At 64.1% G+C, this 26,141-nt stretch carries 29 protein-coding genes and 1 pseudogene; 18 read left to right on the top strand and 12 right to left on the bottom strand.

The features are described from left to right. Window positions 1-191: 191 nt before the first annotated feature. Window positions 192-1,568, top strand: a complete 1,377-nt coding sequence (locus ACSVHC_RS12250; RefSeq protein ID WP_439180971.1) for a sensor histidine kinase — start codon at window positions 192-194, stop codon at window positions 1,566-1,568. Further along, a complete protein-coding gene (locus tag ACSVHC_RS12255; protein WP_437771755.1) occupies window positions 1,561-2,235 on the top strand; it encodes a response regulator in 675 nt (224 codons plus the stop codon). Before ACSVHC_RS12250 ends, ACSVHC_RS12255 begins: the two co-directional genes overlap by 8 nt. Window positions 2,236-2,314: 79 nt before the next feature. On the opposite strand, the gene ACSVHC_RS12260 is transcribed toward ACSVHC_RS12255, so the two are convergent. After that, window positions 2,315-2,785: a DUF4383 domain-containing protein gene (locus ACSVHC_RS12260; protein WP_437771754.1), complete on the bottom strand. Its 471-nt coding sequence runs from the start codon at window positions 2,783-2,785 to the stop codon at window positions 2,315-2,317. Window positions 2,786-2,983: 198 nt separating this feature from the next. Between ACSVHC_RS12260 and ACSVHC_RS12265 the strand changes: the two genes are divergently transcribed. After that, a complete protein-coding gene (locus ACSVHC_RS12265; RefSeq protein ID WP_437771753.1) occupies window positions 2,984-3,982 on the top strand; it encodes a hypothetical protein in 999 nt (332 codons plus the stop codon). Between the two features lie 17 nt (window positions 3,983-3,999). On the opposite strand, the gene ACSVHC_RS12270 is transcribed toward ACSVHC_RS12265, so the two are convergent. Beyond that, a complete protein-coding gene (locus tag ACSVHC_RS12270) occupies window positions 4,000-4,323 on the bottom strand; it encodes a hypothetical protein (RefSeq protein ID WP_437771752.1) in 324 nt (107 codons plus the stop codon). 58 nt (window positions 4,324-4,381) lie between these two features. Continuing rightward, window positions 4,382-5,017: a LysE family translocator gene (locus tag ACSVHC_RS12275; RefSeq protein WP_437771751.1), complete on the bottom strand. Its 636-nt coding sequence runs from the start codon at window positions 5,015-5,017 to the stop codon at window positions 4,382-4,384. Between the two features lie 103 nt (window positions 5,018-5,120). On the opposite strand from ACSVHC_RS12275, the gene ACSVHC_RS12280 reads away from it, so the two are divergent. Together ACSVHC_RS12280 and ACSVHC_RS12285 are read left to right on the top strand one after the other, a co-directional pair. After that, window positions 5,121-5,576, top strand: coding sequence for an Lrp/AsnC family transcriptional regulator (locus tag ACSVHC_RS12280; RefSeq protein ID WP_437771750.1), 456 nt, complete (start codon window positions 5,121-5,123; stop codon window positions 5,574-5,576). A 161-nt stretch (window positions 5,577-5,737) separates the two neighbouring features. Next, the gene (locus ACSVHC_RS12285) at window positions 5,738-7,375 is read left to right on the top strand and encodes an HNH endonuclease signature motif containing protein (protein WP_439180972.1); all 1,638 of its coding nucleotides are present in this window, start codon (window positions 5,738-5,740) and stop codon (window positions 7,373-7,375) included. Window positions 7,376-7,377: 2 nt separating this feature from the next. Here the strand turns inward: ACSVHC_RS12285 and ACSVHC_RS12290 are convergent, their stop codons facing one another. Next, the gene (locus tag ACSVHC_RS12290) at window positions 7,378-7,836 is read right to left on the bottom strand and encodes an Lrp/AsnC family transcriptional regulator (RefSeq protein ID WP_437771748.1); all 459 of its coding nucleotides are present in this window, start codon (window positions 7,834-7,836) and stop codon (window positions 7,378-7,380) included. A 266-nt stretch (window positions 7,837-8,102) separates the two neighbouring features. Here ACSVHC_RS12290 and ACSVHC_RS12295 point away from each other — a divergent pair, with 266 nt between their 5' ends. From ACSVHC_RS12295 to ACSVHC_RS12330, 8 genes are all read left to right on the top strand, one after another. Beyond that, window positions 8,103-8,735 carry an RraA family protein gene (locus tag ACSVHC_RS12295; RefSeq protein WP_437771747.1) on the top strand — a complete coding sequence of 211 codons (633 nt, stop codon included), beginning with the start codon at window positions 8,103-8,105 and terminating at the stop codon, window positions 8,733-8,735. A 45-nt stretch (window positions 8,736-8,780) separates the two neighbouring features. Continuing rightward, the gene (locus tag ACSVHC_RS12300) at window positions 8,781-10,130 is read left to right on the top strand and encodes an MFS transporter (protein WP_437771746.1); all 1,350 of its coding nucleotides are present in this window, start codon (window positions 8,781-8,783) and stop codon (window positions 10,128-10,130) included. Window positions 10,131-10,245: 115 nt separating this feature from the next. Beyond that, window positions 10,246-11,049 carry a LamB/YcsF family protein gene (locus tag ACSVHC_RS12305; protein WP_364536525.1) on the top strand — a complete coding sequence of 268 codons (804 nt, stop codon included), beginning with the start codon at window positions 10,246-10,248 and terminating at the stop codon, window positions 11,047-11,049. A gap of 48 nt (window positions 11,050-11,097) precedes the next feature. After that, the gene (locus tag ACSVHC_RS12310; RefSeq protein ID WP_437771745.1) at window positions 11,098-11,904 is read left to right on the top strand and encodes a carboxyltransferase domain-containing protein; all 807 of its coding nucleotides are present in this window, start codon (window positions 11,098-11,100) and stop codon (window positions 11,902-11,904) included. Next, a complete protein-coding gene (locus tag ACSVHC_RS12315; protein ID WP_437771744.1) occupies window positions 11,891-12,928 on the top strand; it encodes a 5-oxoprolinase subunit C family protein in 1,038 nt (345 codons plus the stop codon). Before ACSVHC_RS12310 ends, ACSVHC_RS12315 begins: the two co-directional genes overlap by 14 nt. Window positions 12,929-13,039: 111 nt before the next feature. After that, window positions 13,040-13,837: an SDR family oxidoreductase gene (locus ACSVHC_RS12320; protein ID WP_437771743.1), complete on the top strand. Its 798-nt coding sequence runs from the start codon at window positions 13,040-13,042 to the stop codon at window positions 13,835-13,837. Window positions 13,838-13,929: 92 nt separating this feature from the next. Continuing rightward, a complete protein-coding gene (locus tag ACSVHC_RS12325; RefSeq protein WP_437771742.1) occupies window positions 13,930-15,099 on the top strand; it encodes a pyridoxal phosphate-dependent aminotransferase in 1,170 nt (389 codons plus the stop codon). A 74-nt stretch (window positions 15,100-15,173) separates the two neighbouring features. Beyond that, window positions 15,174-15,764, top strand: a complete 591-nt coding sequence (locus tag ACSVHC_RS12330) for a TetR/AcrR family transcriptional regulator (protein ID WP_437771741.1) — start codon at window positions 15,174-15,176, stop codon at window positions 15,762-15,764. Window positions 15,765-16,087: 323 nt separating this feature from the next. Here the strand turns inward: ACSVHC_RS12330 and ACSVHC_RS12335 are convergent, their stop codons facing one another. Then, on the bottom strand, window positions 16,088-16,312 hold the full coding sequence (locus ACSVHC_RS12335) for a hypothetical protein (protein ID WP_437771740.1): 225 nt from the start codon (window positions 16,310-16,312) through the stop codon (window positions 16,088-16,090). Between the two features lie 103 nt (window positions 16,313-16,415). Between ACSVHC_RS12335 and gluQRS the strand changes: the two genes are divergently transcribed. The 4 genes from gluQRS to ACSVHC_RS12355 all read left to right on the top strand — a co-directional run bounded on the left by gluQRS (window position 16,416) and on the right by ACSVHC_RS12355 (window position 20,189). Continuing rightward, window positions 16,416-17,324, top strand: coding sequence for a tRNA glutamyl-Q(34) synthetase GluQRS (gene gluQRS / locus ACSVHC_RS12340; protein WP_437771739.1), 909 nt, complete (start codon window positions 16,416-16,418; stop codon window positions 17,322-17,324). Beyond that, complete coding sequence (locus ACSVHC_RS12345; protein ID WP_437771738.1) at window positions 17,325-18,365, top strand: NADP-dependent oxidoreductase; 1,041 nt, start codon at window positions 17,325-17,327, stop codon at window positions 18,363-18,365. Window positions 18,366-18,518: 153 nt separating this feature from the next. After that, window positions 18,519-19,646 (top strand): serine hydrolase domain-containing protein, encoded by a 1,128-nt coding sequence (locus ACSVHC_RS12350; RefSeq protein ID WP_437771737.1) that lies wholly within the window; start codon window positions 18,519-18,521, stop codon window positions 19,644-19,646. A 9-nt stretch (window positions 19,647-19,655) separates the two neighbouring features. Then, window positions 19,656-20,189 (top strand): HD domain-containing protein, encoded by a 534-nt coding sequence (locus ACSVHC_RS12355; RefSeq protein ID WP_437771736.1) that lies wholly within the window; start codon window positions 19,656-19,658, stop codon window positions 20,187-20,189. 27 nt (window positions 20,190-20,216) lie between these two features. On the opposite strand, the gene ACSVHC_RS12360 is transcribed toward ACSVHC_RS12355, so the two are convergent. From ACSVHC_RS12360 to ACSVHC_RS12380, 5 genes are all read right to left on the bottom strand, one after another. Further along, window positions 20,217-20,759 carry a DUF1003 domain-containing protein gene (locus ACSVHC_RS12360; RefSeq protein ID WP_439180973.1) on the bottom strand — a complete coding sequence of 181 codons (543 nt, stop codon included), beginning with the start codon at window positions 20,757-20,759 and terminating at the stop codon, window positions 20,217-20,219. 95 nt (window positions 20,760-20,854) lie between these two features. After that, the gene (locus ACSVHC_RS12365; protein WP_113990647.1) at window positions 20,855-21,001 is read right to left on the bottom strand and encodes a lmo0937 family membrane protein; all 147 of its coding nucleotides are present in this window, start codon (window positions 20,999-21,001) and stop codon (window positions 20,855-20,857) included. A 170-nt stretch (window positions 21,002-21,171) separates the two neighbouring features. Next, the gene (locus tag ACSVHC_RS12370; RefSeq protein WP_437771734.1) at window positions 21,172-22,383 is read right to left on the bottom strand and encodes a type II toxin-antitoxin system HipA family toxin; all 1,212 of its coding nucleotides are present in this window, start codon (window positions 22,381-22,383) and stop codon (window positions 21,172-21,174) included. Beyond that, the gene (locus ACSVHC_RS12375) at window positions 22,380-22,613 is read right to left on the bottom strand and encodes a helix-turn-helix transcriptional regulator (protein ID WP_437771733.1); all 234 of its coding nucleotides are present in this window, start codon (window positions 22,611-22,613) and stop codon (window positions 22,380-22,382) included. Before ACSVHC_RS12375 ends, ACSVHC_RS12370 begins: the two co-directional genes overlap by 4 nt. Window positions 22,614-23,064: 451 nt before the next feature. Then, window positions 23,065-23,325: a hypothetical protein gene (locus tag ACSVHC_RS12380; RefSeq protein ID WP_437771732.1), complete on the bottom strand. Its 261-nt coding sequence runs from the start codon at window positions 23,323-23,325 to the stop codon at window positions 23,065-23,067. A 101-nt stretch (window positions 23,326-23,426) separates the two neighbouring features. Between ACSVHC_RS12380 and ACSVHC_RS12385 the strand changes: the two genes are divergently transcribed. Then, window positions 23,427-23,633, top strand: coding sequence for a DUF7336 domain-containing protein (locus ACSVHC_RS12385; RefSeq protein ID WP_437771731.1), 207 nt, complete (start codon window positions 23,427-23,429; stop codon window positions 23,631-23,633). A gap of 550 nt (window positions 23,634-24,183) precedes the next feature. On the opposite strand, the pseudogene ACSVHC_RS12390 reads toward ACSVHC_RS12385, so the two are convergent. After that, window positions 24,184-25,431: pseudogene (locus ACSVHC_RS12390) on the bottom strand (low temperature requirement protein A). A 3-nt stretch (window positions 25,432-25,434) separates the two neighbouring features. Beyond that, a complete protein-coding gene (locus ACSVHC_RS12395; RefSeq protein WP_437771729.1) occupies window positions 25,435-26,094 on the bottom strand; it encodes a transmembrane-type terpene cyclase in 660 nt (219 codons plus the stop codon). Between the last annotated feature and the right edge of the window lie 47 nt (window positions 26,095-26,141).

A 26,141-nucleotide genomic window follows, 5' to 3' on the forward strand; every position in this document is an offset into this window, starting at 1 on the left:
ACGACAAACGCTCGCTCACATATGCTGGCGTTTTTGCCGACGCGCGCTCACATCTGACGCACTTTTGACAAACGCTCGCTCACTTCTCGCGTTGGCTCCAGGGATGAATCCGCTGGCTTCCGGGTGGAGATCGGACGCTGGAGGGCAGAATCGGCGCCACCGGGTCCTTGGCCGTGGATAGGGTGGCTGACATGGAACAGACACTGAAATTTGCACGGCATTGGGGCGCCCCTGCGGCGGCCGTCATTTTCTTCACGCTGTGGTGCGTGGCGGAGGCCGGAAGGATCGGGACGTGGTGGCTGAGCTATTGGCCGGGAACCTGGATGATCATCCTAATGACCTTTGCCATAGGAGTAGCGACGTGGAAGCCTTATTTGTCACTCGGGTTTACGGCCACCCTCTTGCTCGGTCAATTGACCTATGTCATCCCTCCGCCTTGGGACGATCATTGGGCAATCTACATCGGTTCATTCATTGCGCTGGCATTCATACTGTGGACCGGATCAGGCAAGCAACGAGTCATTGCTGGAGCATCCAATGTTGCGTTTGCTGCCGGTATGACTTTCTTGATCGTGTCATGGCGATACGGCTGGGGCGTTGGTTGGTTCCCGCGATTGCCCTTCGGCGACCGCTTCAATTTCAGCCATTATGGCGGGCAGCTCTTCTCCCTGCTGATCCTCATTGCCGCTGGCTGTGCGGCCGTCGGAATTGCCCTGCGCCTCTACGAAGAACGCGGAAGCCTCTTCAAAGCCCGGAACCTCGTCCAAGCGAACCTCAAGGAGACCGAGGTCGAGCTCGTCGTGGAGCAGGAGCGCACCCGGATCGCCCGCGACCTCCATGATGTCTTGGCGCACTCGCTCGCAGTGATCGCCGCGCAAGCCGATGGCACCCGTTATCTCAGCCAGGACCAGCCCAAGGCGGTGCTCGACGCCTTGGAGAACATCGCGGTATCCGCCCGCCATGCCCTCGTGGACGCCCAGCGCGTCATTGAGGGAGTGCGCGACGACGGCCTGGTGGCCCCGCAGCCCCGGCTCACCGACGTCGGGCCACTTGTCGAGCGGATGCGTCAGGGGAGCCTCAAGGTCCAGCAGAGCGAAACCGGAACTCCGGTCGAGCTTGGCGCTGGCCAGCAACTCGCAGTATTCCGGATTGTGCAGGAGTGCCTCACGAACGCGCTCAAGCACGGTGGACGCGGCACGGCCGTGCGACTTCACTTCGACTGGAGCGGCCCGGGGTTGACCATGCACGTTGCGTCGGAACTTCCGGAGTCCGTTTCGATTGGGGGGACGGACGACGGTGGCGCCGGGCGAGTGGCGCGTGGCATTCCCGGAATGCGTGAGCGCGCGCACCTTGCCGGCGGCTGGCTCAGTTCCGGGCCCGACGGCGAGCAGTTCCGCGTGACGGTCTTCATCCCATACGGCTCGCGTCCGGTAGCGCTCCTTCCGGAAAATTGTACTGAAGACGAAGTTGTTCCGTCCGCCAAGGGGCTGGAGCGGGAGCCGGCGCTGGCTCTGGAAGACGCCGCGCCGTCGTCGGGCCCTGAGCGGGAAAGCGTCGGACGTGGCTGAAACACCCATCATGGTTGCCTTGGTGGACGACCAACCACTGTTCCGCTCCGGCATCCGCATGCTGGTGCAGAGCCAAGCGGACATGGACATGGCCTGGGAGGCCGACGACGGCGAACAAGCCGTGGCGCTGGCGGCCAAGCAGCGGCCGGACGTCATGCTGATGGATCTTCGGATGCCCGTCCTGGATGGAGTCGAGGCCACGCGGCGCATCACGGAGGAAGCCGATGCGGCCGGAGTGGACAAGCCAAAGATCATCGCCCTGACCACCTTCAACAGGGATCAAGCCGTGGTTGAAGCCGTGCAGGCAGGCGCCAGTGGCTACCTGCTCAAGAGCGCCGAGCCCGAATTCCTGCTGGCTGCCATCCGAACGGTGTATTCGGGATACTCGGTGATCGCGCCCGGTTCGGTTCACGAACTCTTCCAGCACGCGGCTAGGACGGTGCCTGTGGCCGGGCCGGACCTCGCCGTGATGGACGAGCTGTCTCCGCGCGAACGGGATGTGTTCCTCCTGGCAGCCAAAGGCTTGGGGAACGCCGAGATGGCGCAAAGCCTGTTTGTCTCCGAGGCCACAGTGAAATCCCATCTGCGCAGTGTGCTCAGCAAACTGGGGCTGCGCACGAGGCTTCAACTGGTGGCCTTTGCCTACGAACGCAGGCTCCTCGGGTAGGGCCGGACGCAAAGGCGGCGGCCGCCCGAAAGGACGGTCGCCGTCGTGCAACTGCAGAGTGCTGCAGAGTCAGGGTGCGCTACATGGCGCGGCCCTTCGACTCCTCTCTTGCATCGCGTCCAAGCCATAGGCCAACGGCAACCATGACAACACCGAGAACCAGGTGCAGCCAGTCGTCCGCAGCGTTCATGGGCACGAAGTCAGCGCTCATGTTCGACATGGTGATCAGGCCGTAGATCCACAAGACGAGGTAGATTGCGCCGCCACCGATGAGGTAACCGCGCGCCATCCTTCCGGTCCTTGCGAAGTACAGGCCTGCTGCGCCGAACAGCAAATGGACAATATTGTGCAGGACGGATACTTGGAAGACTCCAAGAAGCATGGCGCCCGAGTCATGTCCTGCGAAGGTCATGGCGCCGTAATTGCTGGTGATGCCCGGGATAAATCCCAAGACGCCAACAGCCAGGAAAGCCCAGCCCAAAATCAGTGCTGAGTTGTGGAGCGTCAGCCCCATCGCGTGGTGCTGCGCGGGGTGTGAAGCAGTAGTCATAGCTCCTCCCGATCACGATTTCCATCGGCCCTTCAAATGGAGGGCCGTATCGCGGCAAGGAGTCGGAAACCCTGCCGACGAGGATATCTTACTCCCGAAAACCCCGGAAATAGAGGGGAGGGGTGGGGGCAAGCGCAGCTAGCATGGTTCTGTGATGCCCAATTCTGCGACGCTTTATCCTGCGATGGCACGGCAACCGTGAGTGAGCCGTCGGCTTCCGGAGTCCGCGGAGCGATTTTCGGGGACACCAGGGACATCACGCCGTTCCGGAACGGACATGTCCGCACTTCGGTAGGTGGACTGGCAGAGGGCTTGAGCGATGCAATTTGGGGCGTGCTGAAAGGAAAGGCCGCCGGGCGGATCGACGTCGTCGGGGATGCTCCCAGGCTCAAACGCCTGTCCGGTAAGACGGCCAAATCGGTGTACGACGCCGTCTTCACCAGCACGGAACCGGACCGGCTCATCACCTTGGCGCGCGCCTACCCCGGCTGGGCAGGCCTCTGCTATGTGATCGCCGGGCTGCTTGTGTACAAACACGGCGGATATCTCCGGGCGTCCGAGCTTCTGCAGCGGGGTTTGTCCATACGGATCGACGACGCCGCCAGCCAGTTCTCCTCAAGCTACCTCCGCAGGGTGGTCACGCGAGTCGAGGTAGCGGAACGGATTGACGTTCCGGTCCTGTTCAGCGAGGAATCCGTGTACCTGGCCCTCTCGCATTGCTTCCGGGAGACAGGCCAGACGGCGGAGGCGCTGGACATCCTGGCCGGCTTGCCGCCGTCGTTGCCCTCTGCTTTGGCCCGCTGCACCGCGGCGGCGGCGCTCGAGCGGCACGCCGACGTCGTCGCCTGGACTGAGGGGCTCCGCAACACGGACGACCTCTCGGCGGCGCTGCTGCTGATTCGGGCACAGTCGCTCAGGATGTTGGGGGAGCGGGAGGCGGCCCAGGCCGCTCTCGTGGAGGTATTGCGGAGGAAGAAGACCAGCTTGGCCTTGCGCAATGACGCGCTCACTGACCGGGCGCTGTCGAAGCTTGAAGTCAGGCGGAGGCCAAACTCGCGGCCGCTCGTTCCGCGTGTGGTTGCGCGCCGGGGGCTCAGCAAGCCGGAGGAGGCTGAACTGGATGCGGTCGATGGGATCCGCAAGGACATCGAGGTGCGTCGGATGTGGAACAAGGACTTCGGGGAACCTGGCGACTAGGGCGGCGAGCCGGACGGTTAAGCGCGAAGCGCGCGGACGACTCCCCTAATGGAGACCCCGGCGGCAGCGACAAGCGGGAGCAGCATCGCCAGGACAACCACCGTGTTCGGCTGGAATGTCACGCGTCCGCCGGCGTTGTGGCCATAGACCCCGACGGGGAGCACGAAACCGCCACCACCGCCCCCGGCAGCATGGCCTCCATCGCTGCCTCCTCCGAACCCAAAGGACACCAGGGCCACTGGGATCAGTTCCTCGCCGCCGATCTGAAGTGGAGGGCCGTACGCCCTCGAAACATCGACCTTCTTGAAGGCCTCCACGAGAGCTGAAAAGTCATCGGACATGAAGCCGACGATAGGCCGCCCCGCCGAAGAACGCCAGAGATCTCGCCCGACCGCCGCGTTACCGGAGCATCGGAAGCAGCTGTTCGCCCAAAAGAACAGCCCCGAGCCCCACCATGATGATGCCGCTCGCGAGGGTCACCACGCGTGCGGCGGAAGGCCGGGATTGCAGCAGCTTTCGCGAGGTCAGCGCCACCGCCGTGTAGATGATGCCCGCAAACAGGACGAAAGTGAGGCCCAGCACGCCTGACTGCACCGGCACCGGCAGCGACGCCTCGGGGCTTACGAATTGCGGCACCAGCGCCAGGAAGAACAGGAGGCCCTTTGGGTTGATGCCACTCGTGCCCATGCCTTGCAGGAAAGTGCGCAACTGGTTTCGGGACTGCCCGACGGCGTCATCCGCACTGAAGCTCGCGCCGCGCCACGAGCGCATGGTGCTCACGCCGAGCCAGAGCAAATAGGCTGCGCCCGCGATCGTCAGCCAGCCAAGAAGCCCCGGAACGCCCGTCAAAAGGGCCGCGAGTCCGGCCACCAGGAGGGCCGTGTGCAACACGTAGCCGCTGCACAGACCGGCCACGGCGGGGAGGAAGCTGCGCTGCCGCAGGCCTGCGGCAATCGAATATGCCCAATCGACGCCCGGGGTGCACGCCAAGGTGACGGCGACAATGACGAAGGCGATGAAAAGCTGGGGATTCATGGTGGCTCCTGGCTGGCGGTTACACCATGAACTTTATGGAAAATCGGCCCATAAGTGTTCCCATTTTTAGCCAGACTTGCCGGGATTTGGGTAAGATATTTGCGTGATTGACGGAATAGATAGAACTATTTTGCGCCACCTCAAAGAGGATGGCCGAATGACTGCCACCGCGCTCGCCGCCAAGGTGGGATTGACCGTGGCTCCGTGCCATCGAAGGCTGCGGGATCTCGAGGCTTCCGGCGTCATCCGGGGGTACAGGGCAGACATCGATCCGGGTGCGATCGGCCTGGGATTCGAGGCGATAGTCTTCGTGACCCTGCGCCAGGCTGACCGCGCCACGATGTCGGAGTTCGAAGACCGCGTGGCGGCCATTCCGAATATTGTCGAGGCTCAGCGGCTCTTCGGCTCGCCGGACTACCTGCTCCGCGTGATCGCCGCCGATCTCCCGGCCTACCAGCGCTTCTACGACGACCAGCTCTCGGCACTTCCCTCCGTCGAGCGACTCAACTCGACGTTGGTGATGAAGAACCTGAAGCCGAACGCCGGGCCGCCGGTCTGAGTTCGGTTAAATGTCGTACCCTCCTGGCAGAGTGTTTCCATGGAAGCGATCGGATACTTCGATACCCGGCAGGGCCTTGAGTCCCCTGGGCCTTTCGGAGTGTCCGGCAGTTCCCGTGTTCCACACCCCCTGGTCCTCGTCTTGCCGCGTCCCTCGCCGGGGTGCCGAGCGGGCTGGCGTTGGTGGATCCGCGCGGTCGGGGCGGTCGGCAGGGCGCCCTTGACGGGGCCGTGGCGGCATTGCGGGAGCTGGCCGAAAGGGCGGCCGACGACGTCGGAGTCACGGCTTTGCAGGAGGCCGTCGCGTTCGCGTCCGGGGTGGAGGAACTCTCCCGCACCCTGGATTACCTCCAACTGGCCGCCGCTGCCGGGCTGGACAGGGCCCGGAACGAAGAATCCGCCGCCCGGCCGGACTGGACAACGGGCTGGGCCGCCGATGCGGATCCAGGTCCCGGCACGGGCTGGACCTCCGGGGCCGCGGCGGGCCCCGCGGACGTGCAGGGCGGTGCGGCTTCTTCCATGGGAACGGGGAGCGCCCGGGGCGGGGAGTTCAGGTCTACGGCCGAGCATCTGCGTTCGTTGCTGAGGATCAGTGCCGCCGACGCCAGGCGCCGGCTCGCCCTGGCCCGGGAGCTGCTGCCCGGCCGGAGCCTCACCGGACAACTGGTCCCTGCCCGGCACGGGGAAACCGCCGAGGCGCTGGCCTCCGGAATGATCGGATCCGGTGCGGCCGGGATCATCACGATGGCCGTGGCGAAGGCACGCCCGCTCTGCAGCCCGGAGAAAGCCACGGACATGGAACACGCCCTGGCCCGCACCGCGGAGGAAAACGACCAGGACTTCCTGGCCAGGGTGGCCCGGCGCTGGATCGACGCGATCGACCAGGACGGCCCGGAACCGTCCGAAGAATCCCTCCGCCACCACCAAGGCGCGTTCCTGCGCCGCCCCAAGCACGGCCTCGCGCACGTGGAGATCTTCGCCACCGCCGAGCAATACGAACAGCTTCTCACGGTCATGAACACCGCCACCAACCCCCGCACACCCCAAGGCGCGGCAGCCCAGGATTCGGTTCAGGCCTGCACGGAAGCTTCGGGCGGGTCGACCGGCGATGCCTGCGCCGATTCCTCCGCCTCCGCCGATTCCTGCCGCGAGGCACCGGAGAATGCCGGGGCGCCGGATCGGCGTTCGAAGGCGCAGAAGCTCCTGGACGGCCTGGTCGGCGCCTGCCGGCTCGCCCTGGCCACAGGGTCCTTACCCGCCACTGGCGGCCACCGCCCGCAGATCCTGGCCACCATCGACCACCGCGACCTCTTCCCCCAGGACGATCGACATTCAGAGCCCAGGCAGTCCGCCCTATTCGACCGCCCCCGGCGGGGCGGCGGCACCGGGTCCTTCACGTTCACCGGGCCCGTCCCGGCAGCCACGTTGCGCAAACTCGCCTGCGATGCGGACATCATCCCGGTGGTCCTGGGCGGCGAGGGCCAGGTCCTGGACATCGGCCGGGCCTCAAGGGTCTTCCCGCCGCAGATCCGCAAAGCCATCACGGCGCGGGACAAGGGCTGCGCGTTCCCCGGATGCACCATGCCGGCACCGTGGTGCGAGGCCCACCACGTCGAGTACTGGTCCCGCGGCGGACCCACGAGCGCCGCGAACGGGACGCTGCTGTGCAGCCACCACCATCACCTGATCCACAAGGAAGAGTGGCGCATCCAGGTCCAAGCAGGCGTTCCGTGGTTCATCCCGCCACCCCACACCGACCCGCACCGGACACCCCGAAGAAACCACTACTTCCAGATATGAACTCAGCCTTTCAGCAACCCCGTCGTCCGGTACGGGATCACCTCGCGCAGGAACATGCTGGTTGACGTGCGTACGATTCCGGGGCACAGCCTGATCTCTTCCGAGACCCGGTATAGATCGTCCGGGCTCGTTGCGACCACGCGGATGATGAGGTCGGTGTCCCCGGCTGGCGCATGGCATTCAAGCACCTCTGGGATGTTACGCAGGGCCGCGATCGCCTCGTTCAGTCGGCTCTGATCCAGCTCCGCACTGACCGCCGCCGCAACGCCGCGGCCCAGCGCGGAAGGCAACACGCGGCTGCTGTTCGGACGCAAAGCGCCCGACGCCGACATGCGCTCCAGGCGCGACTGCACTGTGCCGCGCGCCAAGCCCAAGCGCTGGGCGAGGACCATGATCGGCACCCGGGGGTCGTCGTCGAGCGCGGCAAGGATGCGCTTGTCTGTTGAATCCAATTCCTGCATCGCTACTGCTTTCTGCCTAGTCGCCGTAGGTCTGACTGGTCAGAATGTCCAGTCGTAGCTATTCTCCCGCACAATCACTGCCGAGCGGTCCGCCATCAGAACCAGGACGCGTGCGAGCCATGGTTGCGAATCATTTACATGCCCGTAGCGGGAAACCCTTGACGGCATGAATTTAAAACGCGAAACTATTCTCATATGTGATTGACGTCTCAAGACGATCGGCGCCCACAGCGCCGGCTCTTGGGAAGAAACCAAAGGCGAAGAAAATGGCAACAACACTGGAATTGACCGTCCGCACCGCGTCCTGGACCCGGCCGCCCCGCGAACTGGTCCGCGCGTTCGAAGCGTTCCCCGTGGCAAACATCGGTGACGCGATGGAGCGGCTCGGAATTGTCGACGGCGGAATCAGCCCGGTCTGGGAAGGTGCCCGTTGCGTCGGCTCGGCCCTTCCCGTCCTGGGTGCCGCCGGAGACAACGCGGCCGTCATCGAAGCGCTGAACTATATCCGGCCCGGTGACGTGGTGGTGATCAATGGCTTCGGCCACGAACACCGTGCGCTGGTGGGCGAGCAGCTGTCCCAGCGCTTCGAGGCCGCGGGCGCCACCGGAGCCGTCATTGACGGCTACATCCGCGACCGCGCCACCATCACCGAAATCAAGTTCCCCGTCTTTGCCCGCGGCGTCACACCTGCCGGTCCGTTCAAGAACGGCCCGGGAGTCATCGGCGAACCCGTGGCAATCGGCGGCATCGTCTGCTCTGGGGGCGACATTGTCGCCGCCGATGACGACGGAGTGGTCATCATCCCCCAGGCCCGTGCCGCGGAAATCCTGGAACGAGTCATTGCCGTGGCCGCGCACGAGGCCGAGATGACCGCGGAAATCACCCGCGAATACAGCTAGCGCTTTCTCCCATCCCAGCCCCCTCATAGACTGAAAGCACCCACCATGACAAAGCAATCGACGGACTCAGTGGAACTGAACACCGCTCAAATCAAAGTCGTAACCGCTGACGGCAGGATGGTGCGCAAGGCAACCTTTGCCGGCACCATGGGTTCCTTCGTGGAATGGTACGACTACGGCATCTACGGCCTGCTGACGACGTACCTGGCCATGAACATCATGGGTTCCAAGGACGTCGGCTCCTTGCTCCTGACCAACGTCGGCTTCCTGGTGAGCTTCCTGGCCCGCCCTTTCGGCAGCGTCATCTGTGGTTTCCTGGGTGACCGGCTGGGCCGCAAGAACCTCCTCGCCGTCCTTCTGCTCCTCATCTCCGGGGCCACCGCCTGCATCGGCCTCATCCCGTCGTACTCGGTCATCTTCTGGGCCGCTCCGGCCTTGCTGATCCTGTTCCGCATCCTTCAGGGTTTCTCCGCCGGCGGCGAAGTGGCAGGCGCCATGGCCTTCGTGGGCGAGTACGCCCACAACAAGCACCGCAACTACTCGATGAGCTTCATCGCGGTCGGTTCCTTCTGCGCACTGCTTTTCGGCAGCGCCCTCTCCGCCGGCCTTATCACCACCCTCGGCGACTCGACCATGCAGGCCTGGGCGTGGCGCATCCCGTTCCTCTTCGCCCTGCCCCTGGGCTACGTCGGCTTCTACATCCGCTCCAAAATGGAAGACACCCCGCACTTCGCGGCACTGCGTGAGCGCAACGAGGTGGAACGCAACCCGCTGCGCACCGTCTTCACGTCCAAGCGCCACCTCAAGGCCATCGCCCTGACCATCTTCCTGCCCGCGCTGAACGGCCCCGGCTACTACCTGCTGTTCGCCTACATGCCCACGTACTTGAAGACCCAGCTCGGCTCGGGCCACAACTTCACCATGCTTCAGGCCCTCCTCGTGACTGCGGTCAGCCTGGTGGCCATCACCATCTCGATCCCGCTGATGGCTCGCTTGTCCGACCGGATCGGCCGCAAGCCGGTGTTGGCGCTCTCCGCCGTGCTCATGGCCGGTGTTTCGTACCCGATGTTTGCCATGATCACCACCGGCAACATGCCGCTGGCCTGCGTTGCCACGGTCGTGATGGCCATCGCGTTCTCCGGCCACGCCGCCGTCGTCCACACTGTGCTGACGGAAATGTTCCCCACCACCGTCCGCTACAGCGCGTACAGCATCGGCTTCAGCATCAGCACCATCATCTTCGGCGGCAGCGCCCCGCTGGTCATGACGGAACTCATCAAGGCCACAGGCAACAGCATGGTTCCCGCCTACGCCTCGATCGGCACGGCCATCATCACGCTCGTCTCGGTCTACTTCCTGAAGGAAACCAAGGGCCAGCCCCTGCAGACGCACTAGTAACGGACCACCAGAACCCCGACGGCGGCGGCCGCCAGCCACCGAAACGGCAGCCGCCGCCGTCGAACCCTTAGCTTTCGAACCTAAGTAACGAACAGAACCAGCGGGAGTCACCTTGAGCATCAATTCAGTCGCCGTCGTCGCAGACCTCGGCGAAAGCTACGGCAACTACACGATCGGCGACGACGACGCCCTCCTGGGCCTCGTCACCGCTTCCAACATCGCCTGCGGTTTCCACGCCGGCGATCCGCGGGTCATGGATGCCACGGTCAAGGCCTGCGTGGAGCGCGGCATCGAACTCGGCGCACACCCTGGCTACCCGGACCTGGTGGGCTTCGGCCGCCGCCTCATCGAAGCCAGCGAAGAAGAAATCCGCACCGACGTGCTCTACCAGATCGGTGCCCTGGACGCGTTCGCGCGCATCCACGGCGGCAAGATCAGCCATGTGGCACCGCATGGCCGCATGGGCAGCATCGCCCAGACCGATGCCAAGCACGCCCGCGCCATCACGGATGCCATCAAGGCCTACGACCCCTCCTACATCGTGATCTGCCAGAACGGACTCCTGGCCGATGAGTCCCGCAAGCGCGGCCTCCAGGTGGGCTACGTCTTCCTCGCGGACCGCGGCTATGGCGAAGACGGCATGCCCGTCTCGCGCAACAGCGAAGGCGCACTCCTGCACGACCCCGAGGAAATCGGCCGCCGCGTGGTCCAGGTGGTCACCGAGGGGACGGTCCGGGCCGTCACCGGCAAGGTCGTCCCGCTCGGCCACGATGCCGACGTCGTGCTCCTCCATGGCGACCACCCGCAAGTCCTGCAGAACGGTACGGCCCTCCGTGCGGCGCTGGACAAGGCGGGGATCAAAGCCACGGGACTCCAGGAAGTCCTCGCCGAAAAGGCCCGGCTCGCCACGGTCTGAAGCTGAGCAGCAACCCGGATCCATCACCCGTACCACCGAGCAGGACTCATGACCACGCACACAGCACCCGCGGAGCGGCTGCACCACCCGCCCGAACTGGAAGCCGAGCCGTTCGGCGACTCGGCCCTCATGCTCCGGGTCAAGAACGACGACGGCGACCTCCGCCGGGCGGGGGCCAGCCGGCTCCGCGACGTGCTGCTGGAGGTGCGGCCGTACGGGGTGCTGGACATCGTGGCCGGCGTCGAGTCCTTGTTGGTCGAGTTCGATTGCCTGGCAGTGACCCACGAACAATTGGCCCAGACCATCCGCTTGGCGGTTGCCGGCAACGGCCTGGCACCGGGAGCACCCAGTGCTTCGCAGTCACTTTTTGTCATCCCGATGGTCGTGAGCGAGGAATTCTCCCCGGACCTTCCGGGTGTTGCCGAGGAGTTGGGCCTAAGCCCGGAGGCCGTGCTGCAGCGGTTCCAGTCCTCGGTTCTGACCATCAACCTGTTGGCCGCGGCCATGGCCCCCATGATGGGCGGCGTCCGATTCCCGGGCCAGGTCAGCCGCTGCGTCGAGCCGCGGACCAACGTGGAACCCGGGTCGGTCATGGTGGCCGGTACCAACGCCATCATCCAGCCGTTTCCCGGGCCGAGCGGCTGGAAAGTGATCGGCAGGACTCCGCTCACCGTTTGCGACATCCGGGAAGATCCCGCCACTTCCTACAAACCGGGGGATCTGGTGCGTTTCGAGGTGGTGCCGGAGAGCGAATGGGTGCGGCTTGAGGGTAAGTTCCTGCGGGGTTCGGGCGGCGCTGGCTCGAACAGCCCTGCCTCGGACGGCACGGAAGAAGGCGAACGTGACCTTCCCTGAACGCGCGATCGGCATCAAAGTAAGTGAGGCGGGCTGGCTTTCCACCTTCCAGGACCTGGGCCGCGAGAATTCCGAGTTCATGGGCGTCCCTTGCGGCGGCGCCGCGGACCAGCACTCCGCGGCCGCGGCCAACATCCTGGTCGGCAACAGCCGCAAGGCCACCTGCCTGGAAATCATGGGTGGACGGTTTGCGTTCACCGCCACTCACGACGTCATGTGCGCCGTGACCGGGGTCCCTGCCGAAGTCACAGTCAACGGGGATCCTGTTGCCATGTGGGAGCCCCTTTGTGTCCCTGCCGGAGCCCGGGTTGTTATTGCCAAGGCCAGCGGCGGCATGCGGAACTATCTGGCCTTCAGCGGGGAATTGGAAACCGCCCGCTTCATGGGCAGCGCCGCGCCGGAATCGCGCATGGGCTTCCCGCAACAGCTCGCTCCCGGTCAGACACTTAGCCTCCACAGCCGATACCGCGGATTCACGCACCCGTTCCTGACCCAGCCACTGTTCCGGCTGCCTGTTCCCGTGCCGGACTTCAGCCCCGAGGTATGGACCATCGACGTCGTCGACGGTCCCGAAACGAACCGGACGCCCGGCATCCGGAAACTGCTCAGCTCCAGCCACTACACCGTCGGCGCCAAATCCAACCATGTGGGCCTGCGATTGGACGGGCCCGTGGTGCATCCGGAGGGGCTCGGGGAAATCGTGTCCCATGGCGTGCCGATCGGGGCGTTCGAAATCCCGCATGGCGATGAGCTCATCATCCTGGGCCGCTCAAGGACGCTGACCGCCGGCTACCCGATTGTGGCGGTCGCAGCCAAAGCTTCCCTGTCCATGCTGGGCCAGGCCAGCCCCGGCCGGAAGATGACCTTCCGCTGGATCAGCAACGCCCAGGCAGTGGAGCGCTACCGGGAACAGCAGCGCCGCTTGGCACATCTGGAAGAGCGCGTGCACTCCTTGTTTGCCGCCGTCGGGCTCCCCCTCTTCGCAAGGTCCGCGGCTCCCTCGCCGAGCCCCGCCGCAGCGTGACCCGCGGTCCCCGAAGAAAACACTTGACCAGCATCTTCTGAAATGCGAAACTCTTCTCATATGTGATCGTCATCTCAAATGATTCACACCAAAACGCAAGGAACTGAAACCATGGGACTTCTGGACGGCAAGCTCGCGATCATCACCGGCGCCGGTACCGGCATGGGACGCTCGACGGCGGCCCTGCTGGCAACCGAGGGTGCCGCGGTGGTGCTGGTGGGGCGGCGTGAAGACGTCCTGCAGGAACTCGCCGCGGAAATCGTCGCCGACGGCGGCCGCGCCGTTGCCCGGGCCGCGGACATCACCTCCAAAGACGATGTAGACGCGCTCCTGGACTGGGTCCACCAGAATCTGGGCCAGGTGGACATCCTCGTCAACAATGCAGGCAGCGCCAGCAAGGTCCTCAACGTCCGCTGGATCAGCCAGCAGGAATGGAATGACGTCCTGGACGTCAACCTCAACGCCGTCTACCTGCTCAGCCAGGCAGTCCTTCCGGACATGCTGGCCCGCCAGACCGGAACCATCATCACCGTCTCCTCGCTCGCCGCAGTGAACCCGAACCTCCTGGGCGGCGCCGCGTACGGCGCGGCCAAGGCCGCGGTCCGGAATTTCATGACGTATCTCCACAACACCTTCCGCAACGACGGACTGCGCGCGGTGACCATCCTGCCCGGTGAAACCGCCACGCCCATCCTGGACAACCGCGCCCGCCCGCCCCGCGCAGAGGAGCGCGATGCCATGGTGCAGCCCGAGGACGTCGCCCGGGCCATTCACCTCGTGGCCACGCTGCCCCAGCGCACCGTGGTCCAGGAACTCATCATCGCCCCGACGATCCAGAGGGACACCTCCGGCGACCTCGAGATCAGCCGCTGGGCCGGAGCCCCCGCCGACGAGGCGCCGAAACGATGAAACCCCGCAGGCTCTACGCGCCGTCCTCCCGGGCCGGGACCAAGCCGCCCGCCCCGAAAACAACCTCAGCCACGAACCAGATCAGGACCCTCATGACACTCGAGCCAGCCACCGCCGTCGCCGACTTCCAGCCCTCCGAAGCGGTGCAGCGCATCCAGCGCACATCGCTGCGGGTGCAGCAGCCCCAATCCAAGGGAGACCTTGTCTCCTTGGCCATGGGCGAGCCGGACTTCGACACCCCGGCCCAGGTTCGAGCAGCAGCAGCCCGTGCCCTCGAGGACGGCTTCACCCACTACTCGCCGTTGCTCGGCGAGCTGGTGCTTCGCGAGGAGCTGGCCGCCCGTATCGGCCAGCTCCTCGGCGGAGTGGCCAGCCCCGGCGACGTGCTCATCACGCAGGGCGGCACGGCCGGCCTGTCCGCGGCGATCCTTGGCATCGTCAACCCGGGCGACAAAGTGGTCATTCCAGACCCCACTTATTCCCTGTACGCGGACCTCGTCAGCATGGCCGGGGGCATCACCGTTCCGGTTCCGCTGGCCGATGACCTGCACTGGGACCTCGAGGCGCTGGCCACCGCGCTTGAAGGCGCCAGGATGTTCGTCTTCTGCAACCCCTCCAACCCGACCGGCATCGTGCACTCCCGCCGCGAACTCGAAGCCCTCGCCGACATGGTGGCCGGAACCGACACCTTGATCCTCTCGGACGAGGCGTACAGCGATCTTGTCTACACGCCCGAACCCTTCACTTCGGCGCTGGAAATCGAAGCCCTGGCCGGCCGGACCATCTACTGCCAGACCTTCTCCAAGAGCTATGCCATGACCGGCTGGCGGGTGGGTTACCTCTGGGGCCCGTCCGACGTCATCGCCTCAGCTGCCCGGGTCCACAACACCTTCAACGGCTCCATGAACCAGGCCGTGCAATACGCGGCGTTGACCGCCCTGAAGACATGCCGACCGGACATCGAACGCATGCACGCCTCCTATGCGTTGCGCAGGGAGCTTATGGCCAACGGGCTCCAGCGGATTCCGGGTCTTACGGTCAGCTCGCCGGAAGGTGCGTTCTACCTTTTCCCCAAGTACGACGTCGAGCTGCCGGCGGCCGCTATGGTGGCCCATCTTCGCAACCACGGCGTGGCCGTCCGTCCCGGCAGCGAGTTCGGCCGAAACGGCGAGTTCCACTTGCGCCTGTCCTACGCCGCCAGCTCCGAGGCGATAACCACCGGCGTGGAGCGGCTGGCTGCCGGACTTGCCGAGCTCCGGTGAGTGCCACGGACGTGGCCAGCGTAGCGTCTGCCGCTCAGGCGCTACGCTGGAATCTGACACGGAAGGGGGCGCCCATGCGCAGCGACACCCAACGCAATCGCCGCCAGCTGGTGCGGGCTGCCGGGAAGCTCTTCGCCAAGGCCAAGGGCCCGGTGAGCATGACGGACATCGCCCGTGAAGCCGAGATCTCTCCTGCAACTGCATACCGGCATTTCGCCTCGGTGGAAGATGTCCTGGCCGCGTTCCGCTTTGGTGTTGGCGAGAAGCTGCGCGATTTCAGCGTTGCCCAGACCACCTCCGGCGTGGAACTGCTGGAAGACGTCAGTAGGCACTGGGTGGGTCTTGTCATCAAGCATGGCGGTTCCATGGTCCACACCCGCTCGGGCGAGGGGTACCTGGCCCGCCTCCGCTCCGGTGCTTACTACCTGACCATCCAGGCCGAGGCTTTGGAACGGCCACTCCGCGAGGCCTGCGAGGAACTCGGGCTCCCGCCCCTGGGGGACGAAGCCATGTTCCTGTGGAACATCCTCTTCGACCCCCGGGAAATTTTCGATCTGCTCAACACTGTCGGCCTGGACAAGGACCAAGTGTCCACCAAGCTTTGTGCTGCGCTCCGTGGCGCGATGGCTGCATGGGCCGCGGCCGAGCCAACTTCGGCAAAGTGACCATCTCCTGCTCGCCTTCCGTCGAGGAATTGGTCAGATTGACCAGTGACGGTTGAGTCCGTTGCGCCAGTTGTAGTGTTCCTGTTCAAATAGTGGCAACGAAGGGAAAGGCTACCGCCGGACCCCACAGGCTACGGATCCTCCGGTACACCACCCGGCCCCCCCGAAACACCGTCCCGCAAAGACGCAGCCGCTGATTGACTCTTGTTCACGCATCGTCTTTCCGCACCCTCCGGCCCAGCGCCGGCACCACCATAAGAGCCCCTGAGCCACCGAACTCGTTGCGGTAGCTGAGGGGCTCTTGTGCTGCTCGGGTTGTGCTCTCAAAGAGGCTGAATCAACACCGCGACAAAGTCGTATTCATCTTGGGAGGCGGCGGTCCATTCGACCTCCACCAGATCGCCTGCATTGAGGGATCTGTATCCGCCTGATTGCTCGATGACCGAGAAATGTCCGAAGCATTTCTTCCCGTCGGGAAGAATAAGTTCCCCCCAGCCTTCTTCGGCTTTCCAGAAGGAAACCGTCGCCTTGACTCGAGCTGAGCTCAATGTTGGTCCTCTCGTTGGAAACTAAAGGTACCCAATTCTCCCCAGCGGCCCGCACCCGTGCTTGCATCCTGCAGGCGCGCCCGGCGCCGCATAGTCTTGTGCCATGACTTCCGCTGGCCGCTTCGCTCCGAGCCCCTCCGGCGAGCTTCACGTGGGCAATCTGCGCACAGCCATGCTCGCGTGGCTCTTCGCGCGTTCCACGGGCCGGAGCTTCCTGCTGCGTGTGGAGGATCTCGACCGTGCGCGGGCCGGCGCTGAGGAAGTCCAACTCCGCGACTTGGAAGCCATCGGCGTGACGTGGGACGGCGCCGTCGTTCGCCAGACGGACCGTGCCGGGCTGTACAACGACGCGATCGAGCAGCTCACCGACGCTGGGATGACGTATGAATGCTTCTGCACGCGGCGTGAGATCCAGGACGCGCCGTCCGCCCCGCACGCGCCTCAAGGCGCCTACCCGGGCACGTGCAGGAACCTTTCCACGGCGGAGCTTGAGATCCGGCGGGCCTCCCGCCCGGCCGCCATCCGGCTCCGCGCCGAGACTCATGAATGGACTGTGGAGGACGGGCTGCATGGGCCATACACGGGCGTCGTGGACGACTTTGTGCTCCGACGGAACGACGGCGTCACTGCCTACAATTTGGCCGTCGTGGTGGATGATGCGGAACAGGGCGTGGACCAAGTGGTCCGCGGAGACGACCTCCTGTCCTCCACACCCCGCCAGGCCTATTTGGCCTCCTTGTTGGGCATTGCCGTTCCGGAATACGCCCATGTCCCCTTGGTACTGAATCGCGACGGCGCCCGCCTGGCCAAGCGCGACGGTGCAGTAACGCTCGGCGCCCTTGCCGCCGTCGGGCTCTCTGCCGGGGAGGTGCGGGACGTGATCCTGGAATCGCTCGGCTTGCCGGGAGCGCCGCTTGGCGAAGCTTTGGATAGATTTGATCCGGCCCGATTGCCACGCGGGCCATGGATATGGAATGGCATTCAGCAATCAACCCTCCGGAAAGGGGCCTAAGTGCTCGCCTATGTGCTGACCCGCTACGGCGGCGCCGACGCAATGGAGCTGCAGGACGTCCCCAGGCCGATTGCCGGTCCGGGCGAGGTCCTGGTCAGGGTGTTTGCCGCGGGGCTCAATCCCGTGGACTACAAGCAGCGCGAAGGTGCAGTCCGGGTGATCACCAGGCCAAGACTTCCCTTGGTGGCCGGAAGCGAACTGGCAGGGATCGTCGAAGCCGTAGGGCCGGGCGTCAGCCGCTTCGCGACGGGAGACCGGGTGTTTGCCCGCGTGGACAAGACCCTGCTGGGAGCCTTTGCCGAGCACGCCGCCGTCCACGAGGATCTCGTGGCGCTCATGCCAAGGTCGCTCAGCTACATCGAGGCCGCGAGCCTCCCCTTGGCGGGCCTCACCGCGTTGCAGGCACTGCGCGACGAACTCAAGGTCAAGCCCGGGACCAAGCTGTTCATCTCCGGAGGCGCGGGCGGAGTGGGAACCCTCGCCATCCAACTGGCCAAATACTTTGGCGCCGAAGTGACCACCACTGCGTCTCCCCGCGGAGAAGAGTTGGTCCGGCGGCTTGGGGCGGACGCCGTCGTCGACTACACGAAGGAAAACCTGGCGGAAGTGCTCAGCGGCTTCGACGCCGCGCTCGACCTCGTAGGCGGGGAGACGTTGGACCAGACGTTCAAGATCCTCAAGCCGGGCTCGAAAGTGGTCAGCATCGCCGGGATGCCCGAACCGCAGACGGCCCTGAAGGACCTTGCGGCCCCGGCCTGGATGACCGCGCTGTTCTGGGCAATCAGCCTCGGAATCCGGAGCCGCGCCCGTGAAGCCAAAGTCCGGTACCGCTACCTTTTCATGCACCCCAGCGGCGAGGACTTGAAATTCCTGGCACGCCTGGTTTCCGACGGGAAGCTGCAACCCGTGGTGGACAGCAGCTATCCGCTCGAAAAGATCGGCGACGCTTTCGCCGCGTTGGAGCAGGGACGCGCCAAGGGCAAGATCGTGGTGACCATGGACACTCGCGGCTGGGCCCACTTTGCCGGGTTCCCTGGCTGAGCGTAGCGAGGTTAGGGGGCAGAAGGTGGGCCCATTTTGCCGGGTTCCCTGGCTGAGCGTAGCGAGGTTAGGGGGCAGAAGGTGGGCCCATTTTGCCGGGTTCCCTGGCTGAGCGTAGCGAGGTTAGGGGGCAGAAGGGATTAGGCTGTCCGGGTGGATGCACAGACGATTGCCCCTGGATTCGAATCAGTCGCCGAACTCTTTGGCCGATTCCTCAATGAGGACCCGGAATATTCGGCCCAGCTCGCGGCCTACCACCGCGGCGTCAAGGTATTGGACATCAGCGGCGGGCCGTACCGCCGCCCGGATTCCGTAACCGGCGTTTTCTCCTGCTCCAAGGGAGTATCAGGGCTGGTCATCGCACTCCTGGTCCAGGACGGCTTCCTGGACCTCGACGCCGAAGTGGTCAAGTACTGGCCGGAATTCGGCGCCGAAGGAAAGGCCACGATCACCGTGGCCCAGCTGCTGTCCCATCAGGCCGGCCTTCTGGGAGTCGAAGGTGGACTTACCCTGACGGAATACAACAACTCCGAGCTGGCCGCCGCCAAACTCGCGCAGATGCGGCCGCTCTGGAAGCCCGGGGCCGCCTTCGGGTATCACGCCCTGACCATCGGCGTCTTCATGGAGGAGCTTTGCCGCAGGATCACCGGGTCAACCCTCCAGGAAATCTACGAGCAGCGCATCCGCTCGGTCACGGGCGCACACTTCTTCCTGGGACTGCCTGAGTCCGAGGAGCCCCGCTATGCCACCCTCCGTTGGACCGAGGACCCTTCCCAGCCGTGGATTGATCCCGCGAGCCATTTCGGCATTTCGGCAAACTCCGCCGTCGGGGACATCCTTGACCTGCCCAACATCCGGGAGGTCCGCGCAGCCGGCCTGAGTTCAGCCGCCGGAGTCGCCAGCGCCGAAGGCATGGCCCGCGTCTACGCTGCGGCACTCACCGGACTTGCCCCCGACGGCGACCGTCCCGCCGTCGCGCCCCTCCTGAGCGAAGAGACCATCCAGGCTGTCTCGGCCGAGCAGGTCTTCGGCATCGACCGCGTGTTCGGCGAGACCAGCTGCTTTGGGACCGTGTTCATGAAGTCGCACGCCCGCTCGCCATACGGCAGCTACCGTGCATTCGGGCACGACGGCGCCAGCGCATCTTTGGGGTTCGCTGACCCCGTGTATGAACTCGCCTTCGGGTACGTGCCCCAGCAGGCCGAGCCGGGTGGAGCGGGATGCCGCAACCTCGAACTGAGCGCCGCCGTGCGGAAGGCGGTCGCCGAACTGGCTCAGTAGGATGAAGCCATGACCGAACCGAGATTCACCGTTGAAACAGCCATGGTCCTTGCCGAAGTGGCGCACAACCGCCAGAAGGACAAGCTGAAGCGGCCGTACCGCGAGCACGTGCTGGCGGTGGGGGATGCGCTCGCCGATTTCGACGACGACATCCGGATCGCGGGCTACCTGCACGACATCGCCAAGGACACACCTATTACCAAGCAGGCGCTGCTCGACATGGGTGTTTCCGAGCGTGCCGTGGGCATCATCGAACGAGTGACGCGCCGATTCCAGGACGACTCGGACAACGATGAAGCCGTCGTCCTGCATATCGCACAGGACCATGACGCCACGTTGGTCAAGATCGCCTGCAACGCCCACAACTCCGTGCCGGAGCGCGTGCGGGCGCTCACCGAGAAATGGCCGGACAAGGCACCCACCAGGCGCTACGCAGACGCCCGTGAAGTGCTTTACAAGGCGGTGCCACGAGGCGAAATCCACCTGGTCCTGCAGCGCATCAACCCGGATCTGCTGTCCGAGATGGACCGATTGGCCGACTAGCGGTTCGACTCGGCAGGTCCCGCCTGGCTAGGGTTTCGTCGGGTCATCCTGCATCGGGTTGGCTGCGGCCGCCGCCTCCCGGCTAGTGGATGCGGTGACTTCCGCCAAGACCCGCTGGTGGATCTGCGCGGTGAGCTCATGAATCGCACGCGTGAGGTCGGTGTTCTCTTCGAGCAGATGCTCCTGAGCGTTGTAGTCATGGTCCGCCTTCACCTGTTGGAAAGCCGCCTGACGGTTCTGTCCGATCATGACGAAGGTCGAGAGGAAGATCGCTTCGAGCGAGACGATCAGCGTCAATGTCGGCCACGGACTCTGCTCGAACACGAGCATCCACACGGCGAAAAGCAATATGTGCAGGTAGACGAAGTTCATCGATCCGGCGAAGGCCGTGATTGCATCCGCGACTCGAAGCTGAATGCTTGCTGCCCGGCGCTCAGCCTCCGCCAGGACCGATGGATGGAGCTTTTCCCGCTCGCTTTGAGAGAGCAACCGTGTAGGTCTCAGATAAGAGCGTGAATGCGGAAGAGTGCCCGCAGTGGATGTCGATTGGTGTCCGGCCTGCTGTGCCATACGTTCAATCCCTTGGCTCGCGGCGAGCCCATCTCGCCTCTGAGAGCGAGCCTAGCGTCGCCATGCGAGCGAACCTAGGATCGAACGCCCGGTACTTACGCGCGGGATCTTCCGCGGAGGAAGTGGAAGATCAGGACGATCACGGCGATGACCAAAAGCAGGTGAATGAACCCGCCGCCGATATTGCCGATAAAACCGAGAAGCCAGAGAACAGCGATAATGATGGCTATCCAAAGCAACATGAGGGTCTCCCTTTTGTGTACGAATGGAAATGCTGATTCCGCGCTCCGCTGGTCTGCGGCCTGCGCAGATACCGTTTGGTGCCCTCACTTTATGTCAGGATGGGGTTCCTGTTAACGGGTAGTCAGTAAGCGATAGCCTGGTTCCGTTTTGGCGGCTGGTGCATAGAAATCTACCCGCCCATCAACCTTCGCCGATGCTTGAGCTCCTTGACCCAGTCCCTCGTCTGCAGCGGCCCGAAAGGTGAGGCGCCGGCGTCGAGCTCTACGATGAGCGGGCCTGAGGCCTTGAGCGCGAGTCCCAAAACTCCTTCCGCCGCGCGCTCCGTGAGCCCGAGCTTGCCGGCCCAGGCAAGGAAGTGCTTCCGGGAGATTCCGCTCTTCTTGCCGCCGATGCCCAGCGCGAGCGTCTTGTCCCCGTAGACCACGGTGGAGGGGATGTCGTAGACCGGAGCGATGGTGTATTCGCCCTGCGGCGACTGAACCCCTGCCTTTGACTGAACTATTGACACGTTCTTGGCGTGGAGGTCGCCGTTGCCGCTGAGCCAGGCGAAAGCCAGCTGGATGGCGAGGTTCCGCAAGGCCGGGAGAGGCGCGGAACAGTGCGCCGCCAAAGCTGCGCATACCTCGCCGAACGGCACGCTGTACTTGTCCGCGGGGTAGAGGCCCAGCACTTGGGCTCCGTCCTCGACGGCGAGACGCACGGGGGTGCCGTCGGCTCCGGTGAGGCGATCGAAACGCTCGACGAGCAGCCCGGCCCGCCCGCCGACGTCGTGCACCAACTGAACGCTACTCACTGGGATCCGGAGCTTGCGCGCATAGCGGAACATGAGGAATTCGTTTTCCACCACGAACGGGAACTCGGGTGCGTTGAGTTTGAGGATGAAGCGCTTGCCCGCTTGCGCCACCGGGAGCGAAATCATCCCGGCCGACAACTTGTCCTGCACCCCCGCCAGTGCCACAGGATCGATGAGGCCTGAATCGCCGAGCAGCGCGTCGAAGTCGAGGGGCAGTTTCGAATCGAGCACGACGGCGGAGCCTCCTTCCGTGGGCGGCTCGCCGTGGGGAACCGTCTGGACATCGCCCACGGCGTCCCCGCCCGCGCCCATGAGGAGCGCGAGCTCGTCGTCGGCGCTGGCTTTGACCGCCCGGCGCAGTGAATTCAGGCGGCGGCCTTCCGGGAGGAGGCCCGTGAAGTAGGGCGGAACCGCGCCGCTCGGGGTGAACACTGCTTCGCGCGTCAGCGGGAGCGTTGTGGCGACGGCCGGGCCGCCCGATTCGAGGTACCGCGGCAGGTAGCTGAACTTGGTGCCGCCTTCATGCCGCTCGATCCGCGCAGCCAGGATGCCCTGCTTGTAGACGTCGGCGATGCGGTGGAATGTCATGACTGGCTGGATTGGCTGCCCGCGGCTTGGACATTGAGCTCGAGGCCCAGTGTGCCGAGGACCGCGAGGAGTGGTTCCAATTGGACGGTGGTCTTCCCCTGCTCAACGAAGCGGACGAACCGTTCCGAGACTCCTGCGAGGTCTGCGAGGTCGGACTGGCTGAGGCTGAGGGAGGCTCGGCGGGCACGGACCTTGGCCCCGAGTGACTCAGTGAATTCCTTGGGGGACATGTCCATCCTTCCGAGCCTTTTGTGGGCATGCGCGTTGCGCGCGTTCGGTACGTTCGTGCCGGTTTAACCATTTTCCGCCTCCCTGGGAGGCGAATCAAGGGTTGGCGGCCGGGAATCGGTACGTTCGTGCCGGTGTGCCGACGTCGACGTCGTAGGTGCGGGCCGTTCGCTGCGTTCCGGTACAGCGATTTGGGGCCCAGACCCACGAGTTCGCCTAGGTGGACGGCTCCGTCTGATGCTGGGCCCAGGCGCGAGACGGCTGCCTGTTGACGTGTGGCTGTTTTGCTCCTGGGACTTACGGATTAGTTCGTCCCACACCTCAAGTTAACCCCTTCCTCCCAAGCGCTGGCTGATCCCAATGCCCTGGTCGGGAACGTCCCGGTGCTGCGGACGAACATCCTGAATGTCGTTTCGCGAAGGTCCGCGCACACTACCTCAGGAGATGTCTGGGTCAAGGATGCCATACGGCTTCCTTGGACGTCTTGTTCTTGGGCGTCTCTTCCGTGAAGGTCTCCGAGCTCTGCCCGAGTGATGCCGCCTCGGCCCAGGTCAGATCGCCAGGTTTCGGGGCCGGGATGTTTGGATCATATGCCGGAGCGTTGGCCGGTGCGTCCGGCGCCTTTGGCGAGTTTTCAGTTGCCTTTGATGGCCCTGCTGTGAACAACGAGACCAGCAATAGGGCTGACGTGGCAAGTGCGGATATTTTATTCATTGCGTCCCCTTGCTATTTGTTGTGCGAAAGGTGGCCCGCGGAAGACCATCGAGTCTTATTAGGAAGGCCAAAGCGCTCAAGTTTTCGGGTACCGTGTCAGCATGGCTGCGGTGTGGATCGTCCAACATGATGAAGAGGAATCCTTCAATGCCGTGCTTGGCGTCTTCGCATCTCAAGACGAAGCGGAAGAGTTCGCCGAGGAAATCAAATTCGAGTATGCCAGGGGTGTTATTTACTCACGTTATGAGATTGGATTCCGCTACAACAGGGGACCCGGACACGTGAGTTTCGGCCCCGGCGACCGATAACCTCGTCAATCCCCCGGTCTGAGTCACCGCCGTTGACCGTGCTGGCAACGACTTCCGCATTGTGGCGGCGCGAACTGTGCTGACCCTCTTCAAGGTTCTTGATTCTAGATTCACGCTGTCCTCGTGCGAGTGATATCGGGCGGGTGCACGTTTAGGCAAGTACTTCACGATCAAATTATGCAAGAAAGGCAAATTAAGCAAGATCTTTTAATAAACAGGTCAGAGGACTTTATTGTGAAATTCTAAGATCGGAACCCTGCTAATTATTGGCCACGGATATGCGCCTCAATACTCAATCCGCATCCCGATTACCACTCAATTCACGGCTTTCGAGTACTCAATTTCGCGTGTCCACCACTCAACAGAAGCAAAACACTTGACGCTGATGTATGAGGTGCGCTAACGGACGCCAATGACTCTTGTCCCCGTTCCAGCGGAGCGATGTCTCCGGCACGCTCTCGCTGATCTCCCAAGACCGGTCGACATCGTGGGTGCGGGCCGTTCGTTGCGTTCCGGTACAGCGATTTGGGGCCCGGACCCAGGAATTCGCCTAGGTGGCCGGACGTTCCCTCAGCCTTTCCAGCGCTGCCTCCCGGCGTGCGGCCCCGCGCCGTTCGTCGATCACGATCGAGATAGCCAAGGCCGCCACGATCACCATCATGCAGACAGGAACAGAGACGTCCAGGGCAGCCAAGCCCACACTGCCGCAAATCAGCACGACCACGAGGGCCGTGACCCCGAGGAGCGCGCGGTCGAAACCTAGCAGGTAGCCGTACAGCGAGCTCAGGGCTACCTTGAACAGTGCCACCGGGATGGCGATGGTGGCTACTACAACGGTGGCGCTGATGTGGGCCGAATGATCGATGAAGAGGGCGGCCACATGAAGTCCGCCACCAGTAGCGGCGATCGACCCGAAGATGAACATGTGACCGTATCCGAAAGCGAATGCCCGGTGCCGCTGGTGATGCAGGGCGTGGCCGGACGGGAGGATGAAGTAGATCCACCACATTCCAAAGGCCAGCCCGGTACCGCCGAGACCCACGAGGGCGGCGTCAACGGACCAGCCGTGAAGGGCCACGATCGCCCGAAGGGATTCGATGGCACCGATCAGGCACTCGCCCAGGGCAATAATGGCCAAGAGTCCGTAGCGTTCCGCGATGTGGTGCGCGTGCCAAGGCGTCTTGGCTTTGCGCTCGGCGATGGTCGGTGTCGCCATTTCCAGCAGGAAGAGCGGGGCAGCCATGAGGAAATTCGTCAGGATGTCGGCTTGGACAATCAGCACCACCACCCAGCCGAGCTGCGCCACCACCAGGAACTTCGCGTAGGTGAGGCAAGCGCTGCGGCGCTCCGGATCCTACTTTGCGGCGCGTAGCCACTGAAAAACCAACGCCAACCGCATGATGATGTAACCCAGCACCATGGTGGAGTTGTCCACGCGGTGCCCCTCGTCGAGCGATTGGAACATCGGCTCGATGCCCATGGCAAGGATGAGCACACCCACCATCTGAACCATGGTGACAACCCGGAAGACCCAGTCGTCAGTGTCGTAGGCGCTGGCAAACCACGAAAAATTGATCCAGGCCCACATGACGGCGAACATCGCGAAAGTGAAGCCCATCAAACCGGAGCCGAAATGGGCCTCGGCCAGCTCATGCGCGAACTGGCTGCCGGCCACCCCGAAGGCGATGACAAATGTCAGGTCAAAGAAAAGTTCCAAGGGTGTGGCGGTGCGATTCAGCTCCTGGGGATCGCGCCCGCCCATGCGCGAAAGTGCATGGCGCAATGGATTGATGGACATGGTTCAGGGTACCGCCGGGAGGCCCCCCGAGTCCCGATCCTTGGAGAGAGCACCCGGGTTCCTCTTGGCCCACAACAGCAGCCCGATGTACGTCAGGTCGAAGACGCCGCACAGGACGCCAATGCCCAGAATGAACAGTGAACTCTCGAGGACCCCAAAGGTGATCGTTGGCGCGAGGGTTCCGATCCACTTTGCTACAGCGATCACCAGGGATTGGCCCCGCAGGCTGCGTCGGGCAGCGAACATGGCAATGAACAGGCCGGACATGAGGAGATTCTGCAGGAAAGCCGCGTACCGGGACGCGGGATCCCAATCGAATTCGGTGATGAAAAGCCATTGCACGGCGAACGATGCCAGGCCCAGCAGGACCGCCCATCCGATGAACAGCGGCCGTGTGACAAATCCGGGAAGTTCCCGCCTGCCGAACGCGAAGAACGTGTACACAATCGCGACGTCGGCCAACGCCCAGGCAATGTTGATGACGCCCTGCACGGAGAGCCTCGTGCTGAGCGAATGCACCGAGTAGATGACCTCCCACGCGAAGTTCAGACCAAGCGCCGCCGCCGGGATGGCATATGTCTTGTCGCGAAACCCGATCCGGATCGCGCAAATGTAGACCGTCGTCCAGGCGACACCGCTCAGGATGGTCAGAAACAGGTTCACGGTTCCTCCTTCTCCAACGCGGGGTCACTTAGCGCCCATCCGGGGCC

This window comes from Arthrobacter sp. KNU-44 (genome assembly GCF_051843155.1).
Lineage (GTDB): Bacteria > Actinomycetota > Actinomycetes > Actinomycetales > Micrococcaceae > Arthrobacter.